Origin of the sequence: Exiguobacterium aestuarii (genome assembly GCF_020171655.1) — a bacterium.
GTDB lineage: Bacteria > Bacillota > Bacilli > Exiguobacteriales > Exiguobacteriaceae > Exiguobacterium > Exiguobacterium aestuarii_A.
Map to the genome: position 1 here is coordinate 1,050,793 of NZ_JAIVAC010000001.1, position 13,980 is coordinate 1,064,772.

Annotated in this window: 17 protein-coding genes; 3 read left to right on the forward strand and 14 right to left on the reverse strand. The window is 47.6% G+C overall.

Annotated features, from left to right (window positions below; translation table 11 throughout):
* Positions 1-77: 77 nt before the first annotated feature.
* From LCM29_RS05580 to aroQ, 10 genes are all read right to left on the reverse strand, one after another.
* On the reverse strand, positions 78-956 hold the full coding sequence (locus LCM29_RS05580) for a polyprenyl synthetase family protein (protein WP_214782412.1): 879 nt from the start codon (positions 954-956) through the stop codon (positions 78-80).
* Positions 953-1,177 carry an exodeoxyribonuclease VII small subunit gene (gene xseB / locus LCM29_RS05585; protein WP_074033298.1) on the reverse strand — a complete coding sequence of 75 codons (225 nt, stop codon included), beginning with the start codon at positions 1,175-1,177 and terminating at the stop codon, positions 953-955. The genes LCM29_RS05580 and xseB overlap by 4 nt, the downstream gene beginning before the upstream one ends.
* Positions 1,152-2,498, reverse strand: a complete 1,347-nt coding sequence (xseA, locus tag LCM29_RS05590; RefSeq protein ID WP_224861423.1) for an exodeoxyribonuclease VII large subunit — start codon at positions 2,496-2,498, stop codon at positions 1,152-1,154. Before xseA ends, xseB begins: the two co-directional genes overlap by 26 nt.
* Positions 2,491-3,327: a bifunctional methylenetetrahydrofolate dehydrogenase/methenyltetrahydrofolate cyclohydrolase FolD gene (folD, locus tag LCM29_RS05595; protein WP_214782406.1), complete on the reverse strand. Its 837-nt coding sequence runs from the start codon at positions 3,325-3,327 to the stop codon at positions 2,491-2,493. Before folD ends, xseA begins: the two co-directional genes overlap by 8 nt.
* Before the next feature lie 63 nt (positions 3,328-3,390).
* Positions 3,391-3,777 (reverse strand): transcription antitermination factor NusB, encoded by a 387-nt coding sequence (nusB, locus tag LCM29_RS05600; protein WP_214692966.1) that lies wholly within the window; start codon positions 3,775-3,777, stop codon positions 3,391-3,393.
* Between the two features lie 112 nt (positions 3,778-3,889).
* Positions 3,890-5,233 (reverse strand): acetyl-CoA carboxylase biotin carboxylase subunit, encoded by a 1,344-nt coding sequence (gene accC / locus LCM29_RS05605; protein WP_224861425.1) that lies wholly within the window; start codon positions 5,231-5,233, stop codon positions 3,890-3,892.
* Positions 5,234-5,240: 7 nt separating this feature from the next.
* The gene (gene accB / locus LCM29_RS05610; RefSeq protein WP_224861428.1) at positions 5,241-5,690 is read right to left on the reverse strand and encodes an acetyl-CoA carboxylase biotin carboxyl carrier protein; all 450 of its coding nucleotides are present in this window, start codon (positions 5,688-5,690) and stop codon (positions 5,241-5,243) included.
* Positions 5,691-5,807: 117 nt separating this feature from the next.
* Positions 5,808-6,374: an elongation factor P gene (gene efp / locus LCM29_RS05615; RefSeq protein ID WP_214692975.1), complete on the reverse strand. Its 567-nt coding sequence runs from the start codon at positions 6,372-6,374 to the stop codon at positions 5,808-5,810.
* Positions 6,375-6,403: 29 nt separating this feature from the next.
* Positions 6,404-7,471 carry a M24 family metallopeptidase gene (locus LCM29_RS05620; protein ID WP_214784012.1) on the reverse strand — a complete coding sequence of 356 codons (1,068 nt, stop codon included), beginning with the start codon at positions 7,469-7,471 and terminating at the stop codon, positions 6,404-6,406.
* Positions 7,467-7,904, reverse strand: a complete 438-nt coding sequence (aroQ, locus tag LCM29_RS05625; protein ID WP_214748027.1) for a type II 3-dehydroquinate dehydratase — start codon at positions 7,902-7,904, stop codon at positions 7,467-7,469. The genes LCM29_RS05620 and aroQ overlap by 5 nt, the downstream gene beginning before the upstream one ends.
* Before the next feature lie 141 nt (positions 7,905-8,045).
* On the opposite strand from aroQ, the gene LCM29_RS05630 reads away from it, so the two are divergent.
* Together LCM29_RS05630 and LCM29_RS05635 are read left to right on the forward strand one after the other, a co-directional pair.
* Entirely contained in the window at positions 8,046-8,987 is a 942-nt protein-coding gene (locus LCM29_RS05630) for a DUF1385 domain-containing protein (protein ID WP_214748024.1), read from the forward strand.
* 14 nt (positions 8,988-9,001) lie between these two features.
* Positions 9,002-9,412, forward strand: coding sequence for an SA1362 family protein (locus LCM29_RS05635; protein ID WP_214748021.1), 411 nt, complete (start codon positions 9,002-9,004; stop codon positions 9,410-9,412).
* 24 nt (positions 9,413-9,436) lie between these two features.
* On the opposite strand, the gene hpt is transcribed toward LCM29_RS05635, so the two are convergent.
* Positions 9,437-9,964, reverse strand: coding sequence for a hypoxanthine phosphoribosyltransferase (gene hpt, locus LCM29_RS05640; protein WP_074033308.1), 528 nt, complete (start codon positions 9,962-9,964; stop codon positions 9,437-9,439).
* A gap of 174 nt (positions 9,965-10,138) precedes the next feature.
* Entirely contained in the window at positions 10,139-10,567 is a 429-nt protein-coding gene (gene mntR / locus LCM29_RS05645; protein ID WP_074033309.1) for a transcriptional regulator MntR, read from the reverse strand.
* Between the two features lie 163 nt (positions 10,568-10,730).
* On the opposite strand from mntR, the gene LCM29_RS05650 reads away from it, so the two are divergent.
* Positions 10,731-11,111, forward strand: a complete 381-nt coding sequence (locus tag LCM29_RS05650; protein WP_083600098.1) for a rhodanese-like domain-containing protein — start codon at positions 10,731-10,733, stop codon at positions 11,109-11,111.
* Between the two features lie 34 nt (positions 11,112-11,145).
* On the opposite strand, the gene gcvPB is transcribed toward LCM29_RS05650, so the two are convergent.
* Complete coding sequence (gene gcvPB / locus LCM29_RS05655) at positions 11,146-12,621, reverse strand: aminomethyl-transferring glycine dehydrogenase subunit GcvPB (protein WP_412093970.1); 1,476 nt, start codon at positions 12,619-12,621, stop codon at positions 11,146-11,148.
* Positions 12,621-13,958: an aminomethyl-transferring glycine dehydrogenase subunit GcvPA gene (gcvPA, locus tag LCM29_RS05660; RefSeq protein WP_214748283.1), complete on the reverse strand. Its 1,338-nt coding sequence runs from the start codon at positions 13,956-13,958 to the stop codon at positions 12,621-12,623. Before gcvPA ends, gcvPB begins: the two co-directional genes overlap by 1 nt.
* Positions 13,959-13,980: the final 22 nt, after the last annotated feature.

Here is a 13,980-nt window from a genome sequence, read left to right on the forward strand (position 1 = left end):
TTTACAAGAATGTGACGGTAGATGCCACACATTCCCCAAAACAAAGGTGACACGATGTGCTCATCGTGTCACCGGGATCAATGATTTCGTTTCACCACAAACGCCAACAAGTCTAATAATAGCGGAGCTTGAATCGAAAGTGACTCAATGGCAAAGGTCGCTGCCTCTACTTCTGCATCGAGTGCACGCTTCGCCCCGTCTAATCCGAGCAGTTTCGGATACGTCGTTTTTTCATTCTCTTCATCCGAACCGACACGTTTCCCGATTGTCTGTTCGTCCCCGACGACATCTAAGATATCGTCTTGAATCTGAAATGCGATGCCCAGATGTCGACCGAATTGTTTTAATTGTGTCCGATCTTCCTCCGACACACCGGCAAGGATCCCACCTGCTTCAAGCGCATAGACGAGCAGTGCACCCGTCTTTCGTTCATGAATCGACTGTAGTTCCTGTAACGTGACGTCACTCCGTTTCTCAGCGAGCATATCGTCCAACTGACCGCCGACCATGCCAGAGCTACCAGCTGCTAGACCGAAAACGCGAATGATTTCGACGATTTCTTCAGCAGGGAGCGACATTTGCGCAAGAATGCGAAATGCATCCGTCAAAAGCGCATCTCCTGCTAAAATGGCAGTCGCTTCATCAAACTGTCGGTGATTCGTCGGTCGACCCCGGCGAAGATCATCATCATCCATCGCCGGCAAATCATCGTGAATGAGTGAATATGTATGGACCATCTCGAGCGTCGCCGCTACCTCGCCACCTCGCTCGAGTGGAACACCGTACGTTTCTAGAACAGCATAGACAAGCGCGGGACGGATTCGCTTTCCGCCCGCTTCTAATGAATAGACCATCGCATCGCGAAGTCGCGTCGGCATGTCACTCGCCTCAATGAGCGAACGCATCGATTCTTCGACAGTTCGCTTCCATTTGTTCAAACCATCCGTGCGGTTCATGCAGACCCTCCTTTTTCACGAAGGGTACCGTCTAACTCGAGTATTTCGTCCATTTTCTTTTCAGCGGCCGAGAGTTTTGTCTGGCACAAAGCAGATAACCGGACACCTTCTTCATATAAAGTCATCGCTTCCTCTAACGGTACGTCACCGGTTTCGAGTTGCGCGACAATCTGTTCGAGTCGTTCAAGTGCCGCTTCAAACGTCTGTTCTTGTTTCGTCACCAACAATCCTCTCCTTCACTTCAGCGACAGCGTGACCGTCCCGAAAACGAATCGAGATTTCTCCATCGCGTAATTCTTTCACATTTTGCACATATGCTCCATCTTGTTCAATGAACGTGTAGCCCCGTGATAGGACGGCGAGCGGACTGACCGCATGCAATCTTCCTACCTGTTGTGTAAATTGTCGTTTCGATTGTTCTAATGGTTTCGTCCGATGAAGTCGATCGACCATTTGATTGACCTGTTCTCCTTGTTGCAACAAGGTTTTTGAGAACCGTTTCACATCAAGCTGTTGTGACAACTGACGGAGTTGATGAGTCGCTTCGGAAAGATGTCGCTTCATCCCTTGCTCAAGGCGAATCTCCGATTGTGCAAAACGTTCTCGTTTTTGAGAAATCGTATAACGTGGTGATTTCAAGCCATAACTGTTAATCATCCGGTCTACACGGTTCCGAGAATCATCGAGTTGAATCCTAACGGCTTTATGCAGATGGTTGTCTAGACGCTCTACATCTTTCCGCTGTGCGTCAATCATCGCTGTGGCGAGTTCGGCCGCCGCTGTCGGAGTTGCGGCCCGAACATCTGCGACAAAATCAGCGAGCGTATAATCTGTCTCATGACCGACAGCAGAGATGATCGGGATGGTCGACGCATAGATGGCTTCGACCACGACATCCTCATTAAACGCCCACAATTCCTCAATCGAGCCGCCACCACGGCCGACGATGAGTACATCACAGTCGGTCCGTTCATTCATCCAACGAATGGCAGATGCCACTTGTGGGGCAGCCATTTCGCCCTGTACGGCCACAGGGGCGAATGTGATGGCAACGTGGGGCGCACGACGCCGAAGTGTGGTCGCGATATCATGTAACGCTGCCCCTTTCGGAGATGTGACAATTCCGATCCGCTCAGGAAACGTCGGAAGGAGTTGTTTTCGGTCTACATCAAACCAACCCTTCTCCTCAAGTTCACGTTTTCTCGCCTCATACTGTTCGTATAATAAACCGATTCCGTCTTGACGCATCAGTTCGACGTACAATTGAACGTCACCGGTCGCTTCATACATAGTCACTCTTGAGACGGCGATGACCTTCATTCCATCTTTCGGTTCGAATTGAAGCTGTTTCGCATCTCGAGAAAACATGACAGCTTTCATGCGGGACGCATCATCTTTCAAGGTAAAATAACAATGACCAGATGAATAGCGTTTAAAATTCGAGATCTCACCGATGACCGCGACTTGTCGAAGCAAGACATCATCATCGAGTTGTCGCTTCACATATCGAACAACTTCGGAGACCGGAAGTGGGTTAGCCACGTGACGCTACCTCGACCGTGTTGTGCATGAGCATCGTGATCGTCATCGGACCGACACCGCCAGGAACCGGCGTAATCGCACTCGCCTTCTCTTTGACGGCCTCATAGTCGACATCGCCAACAAGACGACCTTCGACACGGTTGACGCCGACGTCGATGACGAGCGCACCAGGTTTGACCATGTCTGCAGTAACGAGACCTGCACGCCCAACTGCGACAATTAAGATGTCAGCCTGTCTTGTCATTTCTCCAAGGTCTTTCGTTTTCGAGTGACAGTACGTGACCGTAGCAGATTCATTCAAGAACAACATGCCGACTGGTTTTCCGACGATTTGACTGCGACCGACGACCACGACGTGTTTCCCAGCAATCTCAGTTTGTGTCTTTGCGAGATGCAAAATGCCGTGTGGTGTACATGGAAGCAACGTATCAAGACCGAGCATCATCTTTCCGACGTTCTCAGGATGGAAGCCGTCTACATCCTTCTCAGGAGAGATGCGCATGATGACTCGTGATTCGTCAATGTGTTTTGGTAGTGGAAGTTGCACGAGAATCCCGTGTACTTCCTCATCCTCATTCATCAAGTCAATCAAGTCGAGCAATTCTTTCTCGCTAATCGTCTCATCAAAACGGAGCACTTGCGAATCGATTCCGATTTCTTGTGCTGCCCGTTCTTTCCCGCGTACATAGCTATGACTTGCTGGGTCATCCCCAATCAATACTACTTTCAATTTCGGTACGATGTTGCGTGCACGAAGTGCTGTCACACGCTCTTTTAACGTTTCTCGATATGATGCTGCCACTTGTTTCCCGTCGATCACTACTGCCATCTCTCTCATCCCCCGTTGTCTTTAGGTTTTTCTGTAGTTGGTCTGGTGTCTTATCTCTATTTTTTAGTCTTCTTTAATAATGTTGCCGAGTACGCCATTTACGAGCTTACCGGCTTCTTCGTCTCCGAACGATTTCGCGAGTTCGACCGCCTCGTTGATGGTAACGTTCTCTGGAATCGTTTCAACGTATAGTAATTCAAACGTCGCCATACGTAAAATCGTACGTTCGACATTGCCTAGACGATCCAAACGCCAGTTTTTCAAGTTTTCGACGAGCAAAGCGTCGATATCCTCTTGATGCTCTAGCGTTCCTGTGACGAGTTGTTCGTAAAACGGATCAGACTCTTGACCGTCCAATGCGAATTCGATGGCTTCGTCCACCTCTAATTTAGATACTTCGATTTGAAAAAGCGTTTGAATCGCTTTCTCTCGTGCTTCATGACGTTTCATTCAGTTACTCTCCTTTTACATGCTTTCATTGTGATAGTTTAGCATAAAGCACTCATAAATTCAGTACAAAAAACCAGGAAGCCGAAATAATGTTCGGGCTTCCTGGTTGTTGTTATTTCGCCAATGACATTTCTTTTTCGACAAATTTCGTGTCAAATGTACCGATTCGGAACTGTTCATGTGCCATTACTTGTTGATGGAACGGAATCGTCGTTTTGATTCCCGAAACCGTAAACTCGTCTAAAGCGCGTAACATCTTTAAAATCGCCTCGTCACGCGTCGGTGCATGTACAATCAACTTGGCGACCATCGAGTCATAAAACGGAGGGATCATCGCTCCTGCATATAGACCGCTGTCCACTCGAACACCCATACCACCTGGGACGATGTATTGATCGATTTTTCCCGCCATCGGACGGAAGTCCATGAACGGGTCTTCTGCGTTAATCCGGCATTCAATTGAATGTCCAGAGAACGTGATGTCTTCTTGTGAGATGGCGAGCGGATGTCCGAGCGCAACTTCTAATTGCGCTTGTACGAGATCGAATCCGGTGATCATCTCCGTGACCGGGTGTTCGACTTGAATCCGCGTATTCATTTCCATGAAGTAGAATTCATTGGATTCTGGAACATAGATAAACTCGATTGTTCCCGCTCCAGAATATTGAATCGCTTTCGCTGCCTTGACTGCCGCATCTCCCATCATTTGACGTGTTGCTTCGTCAATTGCAGGCGAAGGGGCTTCTTCAACGAGCTTTTGCATTCGTCGTTGAATCGTGCAGTCGCGCTCTCCTAAATGAATCACGTTCCCGAATTGGTCAGCGAGGACTTGCACTTCTACGTGACGGAACGACTCGATAAATTTCTCGAGATACACGTCTCCGTTACCGAACGCCTGCTTCGCCTCTTTGCGCGTCGCAATCAACCCTTGAATGAGTTCGTCTTCGTTTCGGGCGACCCGAATACCGCGTCCCCCACCACCTGCCGTTGCCTTGATGATGACCGGATAGCCCATCTCGCGCGCAAGTTCCACGGCCTCTTCATCCGTGACGACACCGCTAGAACCCGGGACGACTGGCACACCTGACTCGATCATCGTTCGTTTGGCCTCATCCTTGATTCCCATCTTGCGGATGGCATAGCTACTCGGCCCGACAAATTGAATGCCACACGCCTCACACATCTCGGCAAATTCAGCGTTTTCAGCTAAAAATCCATATCCAGGGTGCACCATCGTCGCGTCAACGGCACATGCGACCGACAAGATGTTTGGAATGTTCAAATACGAGTCTTTGGACGGATTTGGTCCAATACAGTATGCTTCGTCGGCCAAATGAACATGTAACGCTTCACGGTCTGCTTCTGAAAAAACAGCGACCGTCGGAATATTCAATTCTTTTGCAGCACGTATGATTCGAACCGCGATTTCTCCACGGTTAGCGATTAATAATTTCATAACGACCTCACTTCACGCTGAAGAGCGGTTGACCAAATTCGACGAGATCGCCATCTGCGACGAGCACTTCTACGATTTCGCCACTGATTTCCGCTTCGACATCGTTAAACAGTTTCATCGCCTCTAGAATACAGACGATTTGTCCTGACTCCACTCGATCACCTACGTTGACGAAGGCTTCTTTATCCGGAGCTGGACGGGAATAAAACGTTCCGACCATTGGAGAGGTGATTGTACGATAAGACGCTTGTTCTGGCGTCGATTGTTCTTGATGTTCTTCTGCTTGAGGAGCAGGCGCAGGTGGCGTGATTGCTTGTGTCTGCATCACAGGCGCGCTCATGACCGCTTGCGCTTCTTTCTTTAATGACAGTTTGAAATCAGATGTTTCAAGCTCCATTTCATGAACCGTTGACTGGTCCAATAGTTGAATGAGCTCTTTGATTTGATCGATTTGCATCTTTCTTACCCCCTGTTTATACCTGGTACTAATCTCCTCTTCACTATAACTGGTCAGACCAATGAATGCAACGAGAAAAAAAGAGTGCCCATTCATTCGAATGAACACTCTTTCAGATTAACCGTTGTAACGACCCATGAACTCTCCAGTACGTGTATCAACTGTCACTTTTTCACCTGGCTCGATGAAAAGTGGTACTTGAATCACATGACCTGTTTCAACTGTCGCGTTTTTCTTCACGTTCGATGCTGTGTCCCCTTTGACGCCTGGGTCTGCTTCGATGATTGTCAACACTACGCTCGTCGGAAGCTCGATTCCAAGAATCTCACCATTGTAGTCCGCGATACTGACTTCCATGTTTTCAAGCAAGTAAGGAAGCGCTGCTTTCACTTGCTCGCTCGTCAACTCAAGTTGCTCGTATGATTCATTGTCCATGAAGACATACGTGTCGCCCATTGGATAGAGATATTGCATACGCTTACGCTCGATGTGCGCACGTTCGATTTTTTCTCCACCGCGGAACGTTGTTTCTTGGATCGCTCCGTTGCGCAAGTTACGCATTTTTGTACGAACGAATGCTGCACCTTTACCTGGTTTTACGTGTTGGAATTCGATGACTTGCCAAATCGAACCGTCAGATGTTTTGACTGTCAATCCTGTTTTTAAATCGTTAACTGATACCATGTTGATTTCCTCCTAAATTCAGACGAGACTCAAGCCTCAATCGTAATTAACTCTTTTGGCGACTGCGTCAGACGGTAACATCCGTCTTCCGTAACGACGACATCGTCCTCAATTCGGCAACCGCCGACACCGTTGATGTAAATACCCGGTTCAATCGTGACGACCATCCCTGGCTCGAGTACTGTTTCCGAGCGGAATGATAATCCAGGTGCCTCGTGCACTTCCATGCCAAGACCATGACCTGTCGAGTGGCCGAAGTATTCACCATATCCTGCTTCTTTGATAATGTCTCGTGTCAATGCGTCAGCTTCAATCCCTGTGATGCCAGCACGTGTACCTTCCACACCAGCGAGTTGGGCACGAAGCACTGTGTCATAGATTTGACGCAACTCGTCCGAAATCGGTCCTACCGCGAGTGTACGCGTAATATCTGAGCAGTACCCTTTATAGTAAGCACCAAAATCAAGTGTGACAAGTTCGCCAGATTCGATGACCTTATCGCTCGCAACGCCGTGCGGAAGTGCCGAGCGGAGACCAGAGGCAACGATCATATCGAACGATGACGAATCAGCGCCTTTTGAGCGCATGAACATTTCGAGTTCGTTTGCGACTTCTCTCTCGGTACGACCCGGACGAATGAATGTCTGGATATGTGCATACGCTGCATCAGCGATTGCCGCAGCTTCCTTCATAATCTTAATCTCTGATTCATCCTTAATCAAGCGCAGTTTTTCAACGATTCCAGACGTCTCAATCAGATTTGCATCCACTTCTTTTTCATAAGCGCGATATTGACCGACTGTCATCGCGTCTTGCTCGATTCCAAGGCGTGCGATTGACTCACGTGACACAACATCTGCTACCGATTTGATGAGTGACGTATCAAGTTCAATGATGTCATACCCTTTTACTTGATCGTTCGCCTGTTCCGTGTAACGGAAGTCTGTGATAAAGCTTGCAGATTTCGCCGTGATAACAATCACACCGCTTGATCCGGTGAAGCCTGATAAGTAACGAATGTTCTCCCGTTTTGTGACGAGCAATGCGTCAATCTCGTTTGCCTCTAACTGTGCTTGCAGTTTGTTTACGCGTTCAATCATGTCGATTCCTCCAATGTTCGATTAGTGCATGCAGTGCCAACGTGTAACTCGTCAGTCCGAAGCCGGTAATGACACCTAGACATACGCCAGCGAGTTTTGACTCGTGGCGAAACGATTCTCTAGCATGCACGTTCGAGATATGTACTTCAACGACCGGGGCAGCGATTGCAGATATGGCATCGCGAATCGCGATTGATGTATGCGTATAAGCACCCGCGTTCAAAATGACACCTTCATAGTCGTAGGCATCATGTAGCGCATCAATCAACGCTCCTTCGTGATTGGATTGAATGAAAGTGAGTTCGACGTCATCCGGTGCAGCAAGCATCAATTCGGCAGCTAAACCTTTTAACGACACGTCCCCATACACGTTCGGTTCACGGCGACCCAATAAATTTAAATTCGGACCATTCAACACTAGAATCCGCAATCTTCTTCCCCCTCGTTCGTCAAGTCTTATCTATTGTAACAAATTTATCGAAAGAACGTGAATCGAGCCTTCCGCCCTTTCGTTTTTTTTATAAATCGCGGTATAATTCAAGTACAACTCTGTAAGAATCGAGGAAAGTGAATGAATTCTAAACCAAACATTCCTGTCGGAGGACAGGCACTCGTGGAAGGCGTCATGTTCCAAGGCCGCTCCGAGAGCGCATCCGCCATTCGGCGAAAAGACGGTTCCATCGAAACGTTCGAGCAAGCGCGCATCCTCGTCCCGTGGGTCCAATCGTTGAAAAAGGTACCGTTTTTGAGAGGAATTGTCGCATTATATGAATCACTGAAGAACGGATCAGCGCATATGAATTTTGCAAGCGATCGTTATGACGTCGACCCGAGTGAAGATGTCAGTACGAACGAGGAACAGAAGCAGAGCATGTGGATGATTGCCTTCATTGCCATCATCGGTGTGATTTCTTATGTCTTTGGGAAGTTGATTTTTAACGTGACTCCAGCTCTTCTTGCCTCGATGTTTCAAGACGTGCCGTTATTTTCCGGACACGTGGTTCAAAACCTCCTTGAAGGGGGAATAAAATTAGTATTGTTGCTCAGTTACCTCTATCTGATATCGTTGACGCCACTCATTAAACGCGTCTTCCAGTATCATGGGGCTGAACACAAGGTCATCAACTGTTATGAGTCCGGACGTCCGATTACGGTCGAACAAGTTCGAAAGAGCTCACGTCTTCATTACCGTTGTGGGTCGAGCTTCATTTTGTTCACCGTTTTCGTCGGGATTGGCGTGTACATGATCGTCCCAATCGATCCACTTTGGCTACGACTCGTCAGCCGAATCGCGCTCTTACCTGTCGTCATCGGAATCTCATTTGAAGTCCTACAATTCACCAACCGTTTCCGTGAACATCGCTTCCTTTCATTCCTCGGAAAACCGGGTCTGTCACTCCAGCTATTGACGACTCGAGAGCCGAGCGATGAACAGATTCAAGTCGCAATCGAAGCATTCGAGACATGGGAACGTAAAGAGTTAGGAGAATCGGTCATTCATAGAGAGGGATAAGAGGAGGAAGCACCATGATCAGACAACGAATTGGTTCAACCGCTGCAACAATCGTGTTTATCTTAGGCTTCATCGGGGTCGGGCATATGCTCGCCACCGATCCCGGTCGATTATTTAGACAATTGTTGTTCATCGGGATATTCGGGTTAGTCTTTTATGTGATCTACCGCGTTTTCATCGGACGACGTATGTCCCCAGAGGATATGCGCTATCGTAAAACCGCTCAAGCCTCTAAGAAACGGATGCAAGGGAACCGTGGACCTCAAGTCAAACCTTCCGCATCCGTGAAGAATAAGAAACACAAGAAGCCGGGTTCGAACGTCACGAAGTTGTCCAAACGATCGAACGGACATCGAAGCAATCCCCCGCACCTCACCGTGATCGAAGGAAAAAAAGGGAAGAAGAAAAAGAAAGCCAACATGTAAAAAGGAGCGCCGCGGCGCTCCTTTTTACGTTGTCTCTACATATCCGATGTATGGTAAGTTGCGATACTGCTCGGCATAGTCGATGCCATACCCGATGACAAACTCATCCGGAATCTCAAAGCCGACATAGTCTGCATCTAATTGCACGAGACGTCGCGCTGGTTTATCGAGAAGCGTACAGATTTTTAGCTGTTTCGGTTGATGGAGTTCCATATGTTTGCACAAGAACTTCAACGTCTGCCCTGTATCGATGATGTCCTCGATGATCACGACATACTTTCCTTCCACATCCAAGTCAAGGTCTTTACGTAGTTGTACACTCCCACTCGAAACGGTCTTTTTCCCGTAAGAAGACGTCGCGACTGTGTCGAGTTGTACACTCCCTTTCATATAACGCATCAAATCAGCAGCAAATACCATTGACCCTTTTAAGACCGCAACAATGACAATAGGCGTCCCGTTTGCGTCTTTCTCAATTTCTTCTGCTAATTCTTGTACCCGATTTCGAATTTGCTGTTCATCAAACAGCTTTCCTTTAATTTGAATGTCCATCAGCTCGGCGAATGTTCGCCGTCACCCCCTATTTAGTGAATCCACGATTCATCTTATCATATTTCCAACTTAAAAATATACATTAGTAGATAAAATAGGTGTTTTCGTTCGTATTTAAGCCCTGTTTACCCTACAAAAAAACGTCAATCGTAAGAAATTGACGTTTTCTACACATTATTCTTCTGCTGCTCGCTCTTGCTCACGAAATTCTCTGAATTGATCCATTAGTTCAGGTTTGTCTTCAAAAAATTCCACAAACTGCGTCATGCAATCGAGCGTATTTGAACTGAGGTGATGTTCGATTCCTTCCACATCCTCGTATACATCCGCTTCGTCGACTCCAATCAGACGTAAAAAAGACTCGAGCATCGCATGGCGCTCGACGAGTCGTTTCCCTACTTTTTGACCTTTCTTCGTAAGCATGAGACCGCGGTATTTTTCGTACACCAGATATTCTTCACGGTCCAACTTTTGAACCATTTTGGTGACAGAGGAGGGATGAACTCCTAAATGTTCGGCAATGTCAGAAACACGTGCATATCCTTTTTCTGACATAAGTAAATAAATCCGTTCTAAATAATCTTCCATACTCGGTGTCGGCATGGGCACGACCTCCCCTAATGTTCCGGTTTCCACTTTATATTTTATCCTAACGAAGCTGAAATCGAAAGGGAAAGCCCCGATTCATTCAGTCAATCATTGTCTCGTGACCTTAAATTCATTATAATGAGATATGGTAACTTTGAAAGAGAAGGGAAGAACATCTATGGGAATCGAAACAATCCTCGTCATCCTCCTATGGGTTGCCTTGATCGCCTACATCGTATGGCGCTTCATGCCAGCTCGCGGGTTGAAAAAAATGAAACAAGAAGAATTCCGTGCTTCACTCCGCAAAGGGCAATTGATTGACGTACGTGAACCGAATGAATACAAAGGTGGTCACATCGTCGGTGCTCGAAACATCCCGGTCGGTCAACTCAAGATGCGTATGAAAGAATTACGTAAAGACCAACCGATCTTAATTTATTGCCAAGGAAGCTCACGTTCTAACCAGGCGGCCAAACTACTCATGAAAAATGGATATAACAATATCTACATGCTTGAAGGCGGCTTCAAGAACTGGAAAGGCAAAATTAAAAAAGCATAAAAATGGGCGGGTCGATTGAATCGACCCGCTCCTTTTATTTCACGGATGACGCCTCACGACGTTCATATTTTAAAACAGGCTTCCGAGCAGCGAGCGTCTCATCCATACGCTTAACGACCGTCGTATGCGGGGCCGTCTGTACGATTTCTGGATTTTCTTCCGCTTCTTTTGCAATTTGAAGCATCGCATCGCAGAACGCATCAAGCGTTTCTTTTGATTCGGTTTCAGTCGGTTCCACCATAATACACTCTTCCACATTTAATGGGAAATAGATTGTCGGTGGGTGATACCCGAAGTCGAGCAATCGTTTCGCGATATCAAGCGTACGGACACCGAGTGCCTTTTGTCGCTTCCCTGACAAGACGAATTCATGCTTGCAATACGTATCGTATGGTACGTCGAAGGCATCTTTCAATCGAGCAAACATATAGTTCGCGTTGAGCACGGCTTCACGCGATACACGCGTCAATCCTTCTGCTCCCATCGTTTTAATGTAGCTATACGCGCGAACATTGATCCCGAAGTTTCCATAGAACGGCTTGATTCGACCAATCGAGTGTGGACGATCATAGTCTAAGCCGAACCCTTTATCTGTCTTCGTGACGATCGGCGTTGGCAAGAACGGAATCAGATCACGTTTTACCCCTACTGGACCAGAACCCGGACCACCACCGCCGTGAGGACCCGTGAATGTCTTATGCAAGTTCAAGTGAACGACATCAAAGCCCATGTCTCCTGGACGTGCGATTCCAAGAATCGCGTTCGAGTTCGCACCGTCATAATAAAGCTTTCCACCAGCCTCATGAACCACTTTTGAAATTTCGAGGATGTCCGCCTCAAACAATCCGAGCGTATTCGGGTTCGTCAGCATGAGAGCAGCCGTGTCTGCACCAACTTTTGATTTCAAATCATCCAAGTCAACCAGACCACGCTCATCCGACTTGACCGTCACCGTTTCAAATCCAGCAACGACGGCAGAAGCTGGGTTCGTTCCGTGCGCCGAGTCTGGAACGAGTACTTTCGTACGAGCCGTATCCCCATTGCGTTCGTGGAACGCTTTGATCAACATGAGCCCTGTCCATTCGCCATGCGCCCCTGCTGCTGGTTGCAACGTCACTTCATCCATCCCAGTGATTTCCGCAAGTTGCTCTTGTAAGTCGACCATGAGTTCAAGCGCACCTTGAATCGTTTCAACGGGCTGTAATGGGTGAATGTGCGCGAATCCAGGAAGGCGCGCCATATCTTCGTTCACTTTCGGATTATATTTCATCGTACAAGAACCAAGCGGATAAAATCCTGAATCTACTCCATGGTTTCGTGTAGAGAGCGCCGTGTAATGACGAACGACATCGAGCTCAGATACTTCAGGAAGTTCAGCCACTTCTTTTCGAATCATCGTCGCCGGCAATAATGACTCGAGGTCAACTTCCGGAACGGTTGGCGTCGGTAAGTTATATCCTGTTCGTCCTTCACGTGATACTTCAAAAATTAGCGTTTGTTCGTGTTGCATCATTTCATCCCCCCGACCACTTCGACAAACTGATCAATCTCTTCTTTTGTACGTAACTCTGTCGCACAGACTAGCATCTGTGACTGGCGCTCTTCTTCATACGTTCCGAGCGGAAGTCCACCAATCATTCCATGTTCAAGCAAGTGACGAGATACTTCTTCTGCATCGCGTCCGAAATCAACAACAAATTCATTAAACATTGGTCCCTCGTCAACGATTGTAAATCCTGCTGCTTTCAATGCTTCTTTCATGTAATGGGCTGTTTGGATATTCCGGACAGCCATGTCTCGAATGCCATATTTCCCTAAAGCGGACATCGTGATCGAGGCGGCCAATGCGTTGAGCGCCTGGTTCGAACAGATGTTTGAGGTTGCCTTGTCACGACGAATGTGTTGTTCACGCGCCTGTAACGTCAAGACGAATCCACGTTTTCCATCCTCATCTACCGTTTGTCCTACGAGTCGACCAGGTAGTTTACGCATCAACGACTTCTTCACTGCAAAATAACCACAAGACGGACCACCAAAGCTTTGTGGAATCCCGAACGGTTGAGCATCCCCGACCGTAATGTCCGCTCCAAGCGCACCTGGTGATTCCAAAATGCCTAATGCAAGCGGGTTACTTGATACGACGAACAGTGCACCTGCATCATGCGCTTGTTTCGCCAATTGCTCCAAATCTTCAATACGACCGTAGAAGTTCGGATATTGTACGACTAGACATGAAGCATCTGTTAAATCGAGGTCAGTTACATCCGTCACCCCATTTGTGACGTTTGTATATTCGACAGAAAGTCCTGGACCATCCGCATATGTGCGAATGACATCTTTCGCTTCAGGATGTACCGCTCCAGAAACGACAACGCGTTTTTTCTTCGTCTGCGCACTCGCTAGGTAAGTCGCTTCAGCAAGAGCCGTAATTCCGTCATACATCGACGAGTTTGCGACATCCATCCCGGTCAACTCACAAATCATCGTCTGGAACTCGAACATCGCCTGAAGCTCACCTTGTGAGATTTCAGGTTGATATGGCGTATACGCCGTATAAAATTCAGAACGTAAAAGCATATGGTTCATCACGGTCGGTGAAAGATGATCATACATCCCGGCTCCGAGGAAACTTGGATATGACTTTGTATGTTTGTTCTTATCCGCTAGTTTCGTCATATGACGAACGAGATCCACTTCCGGAAGTGGTGACCCGATTGCTGCAAGCGACGCTTTTTCGCGAAGCGACTCTGGAATATCCGCGAGCAACGATTCGATGGAATCCACTCCAATCGTTTGAAGCATGTCTCGCTCATCTTGTTCGGTCATCGGTAAATAACGAAATTCCATTCTATTCATTCTGAATCCCCCT

What these genes read in the sequence shown, in the direction of transcription:
- gcvPA (WP_214748283.1), bottom strand. Translation starts at nt 13,958, where the DNA reads ATGGAATTTCGTTATTTACCGATGACCGAACAAGATGAGCGAGACATG.
- hpt (WP_074033308.1), bottom strand. Translation starts at nt 9,964, where the DNA reads ATGGACATTCAAATTAAAGGAAAGCTGTTTGATGAACAGCAAATTCGA.
- LCM29_RS05650 (WP_083600098.1), top strand. Translation starts at nt 10,731, where the DNA reads ATGGGAATCGAAACAATCCTCGTCATCCTCCTATGGGTTGCCTTGATC.
- accB (WP_224861428.1), bottom strand. Translation starts at nt 5,690, where the DNA reads ATGCAAATCGATCAAATCAAAGAGCTCATTCAACTATTGGACCAGTCA.
- mntR (WP_074033309.1), bottom strand. Translation starts at nt 10,567, where the DNA reads ATGCCGACACCGAGTATGGAAGATTATTTAGAACGGATTTATTTACTT.
- accC (WP_224861425.1), bottom strand. Translation starts at nt 5,233, where the DNA reads ATGAAATTATTAATCGCTAACCGTGGAGAAATCGCGGTTCGAATCATA.
- efp (WP_214692975.1), bottom strand. Translation starts at nt 6,374, where the DNA reads ATGGTATCAGTTAACGATTTAAAAACAGGATTGACAGTCAAAACATCT.
- LCM29_RS05635 (WP_214748021.1), top strand. Translation starts at nt 9,002, where the DNA reads ATGATCAGACAACGAATTGGTTCAACCGCTGCAACAATCGTGTTTATC.
- folD (WP_214782406.1), bottom strand. Translation starts at nt 3,327, where the DNA reads ATGGCAGTAGTGATCGACGGGAAACAAGTGGCAGCATCATATCGAGAA.
- LCM29_RS05630 (WP_214748024.1), top strand. Translation starts at nt 8,046, where the DNA reads ATGAATTCTAAACCAAACATTCCTGTCGGAGGACAGGCACTCGTGGAA.
- LCM29_RS05580 (WP_214782412.1), bottom strand. Translation starts at nt 956, where the DNA reads ATGAACCGCACGGATGGTTTGAACAAATGGAAGCGAACTGTCGAAGAA.
- nusB (WP_214692966.1), bottom strand. Translation starts at nt 3,777, where the DNA reads ATGAAACGTCATGAAGCACGAGAGAAAGCGATTCAAACGCTTTTTCAA.
- gcvPB (WP_412093970.1), bottom strand. Translation starts at nt 12,621, where the DNA reads ATGCAACACGAACAAACGCTAATTTTTGAAGTATCACGTGAAGGACGA.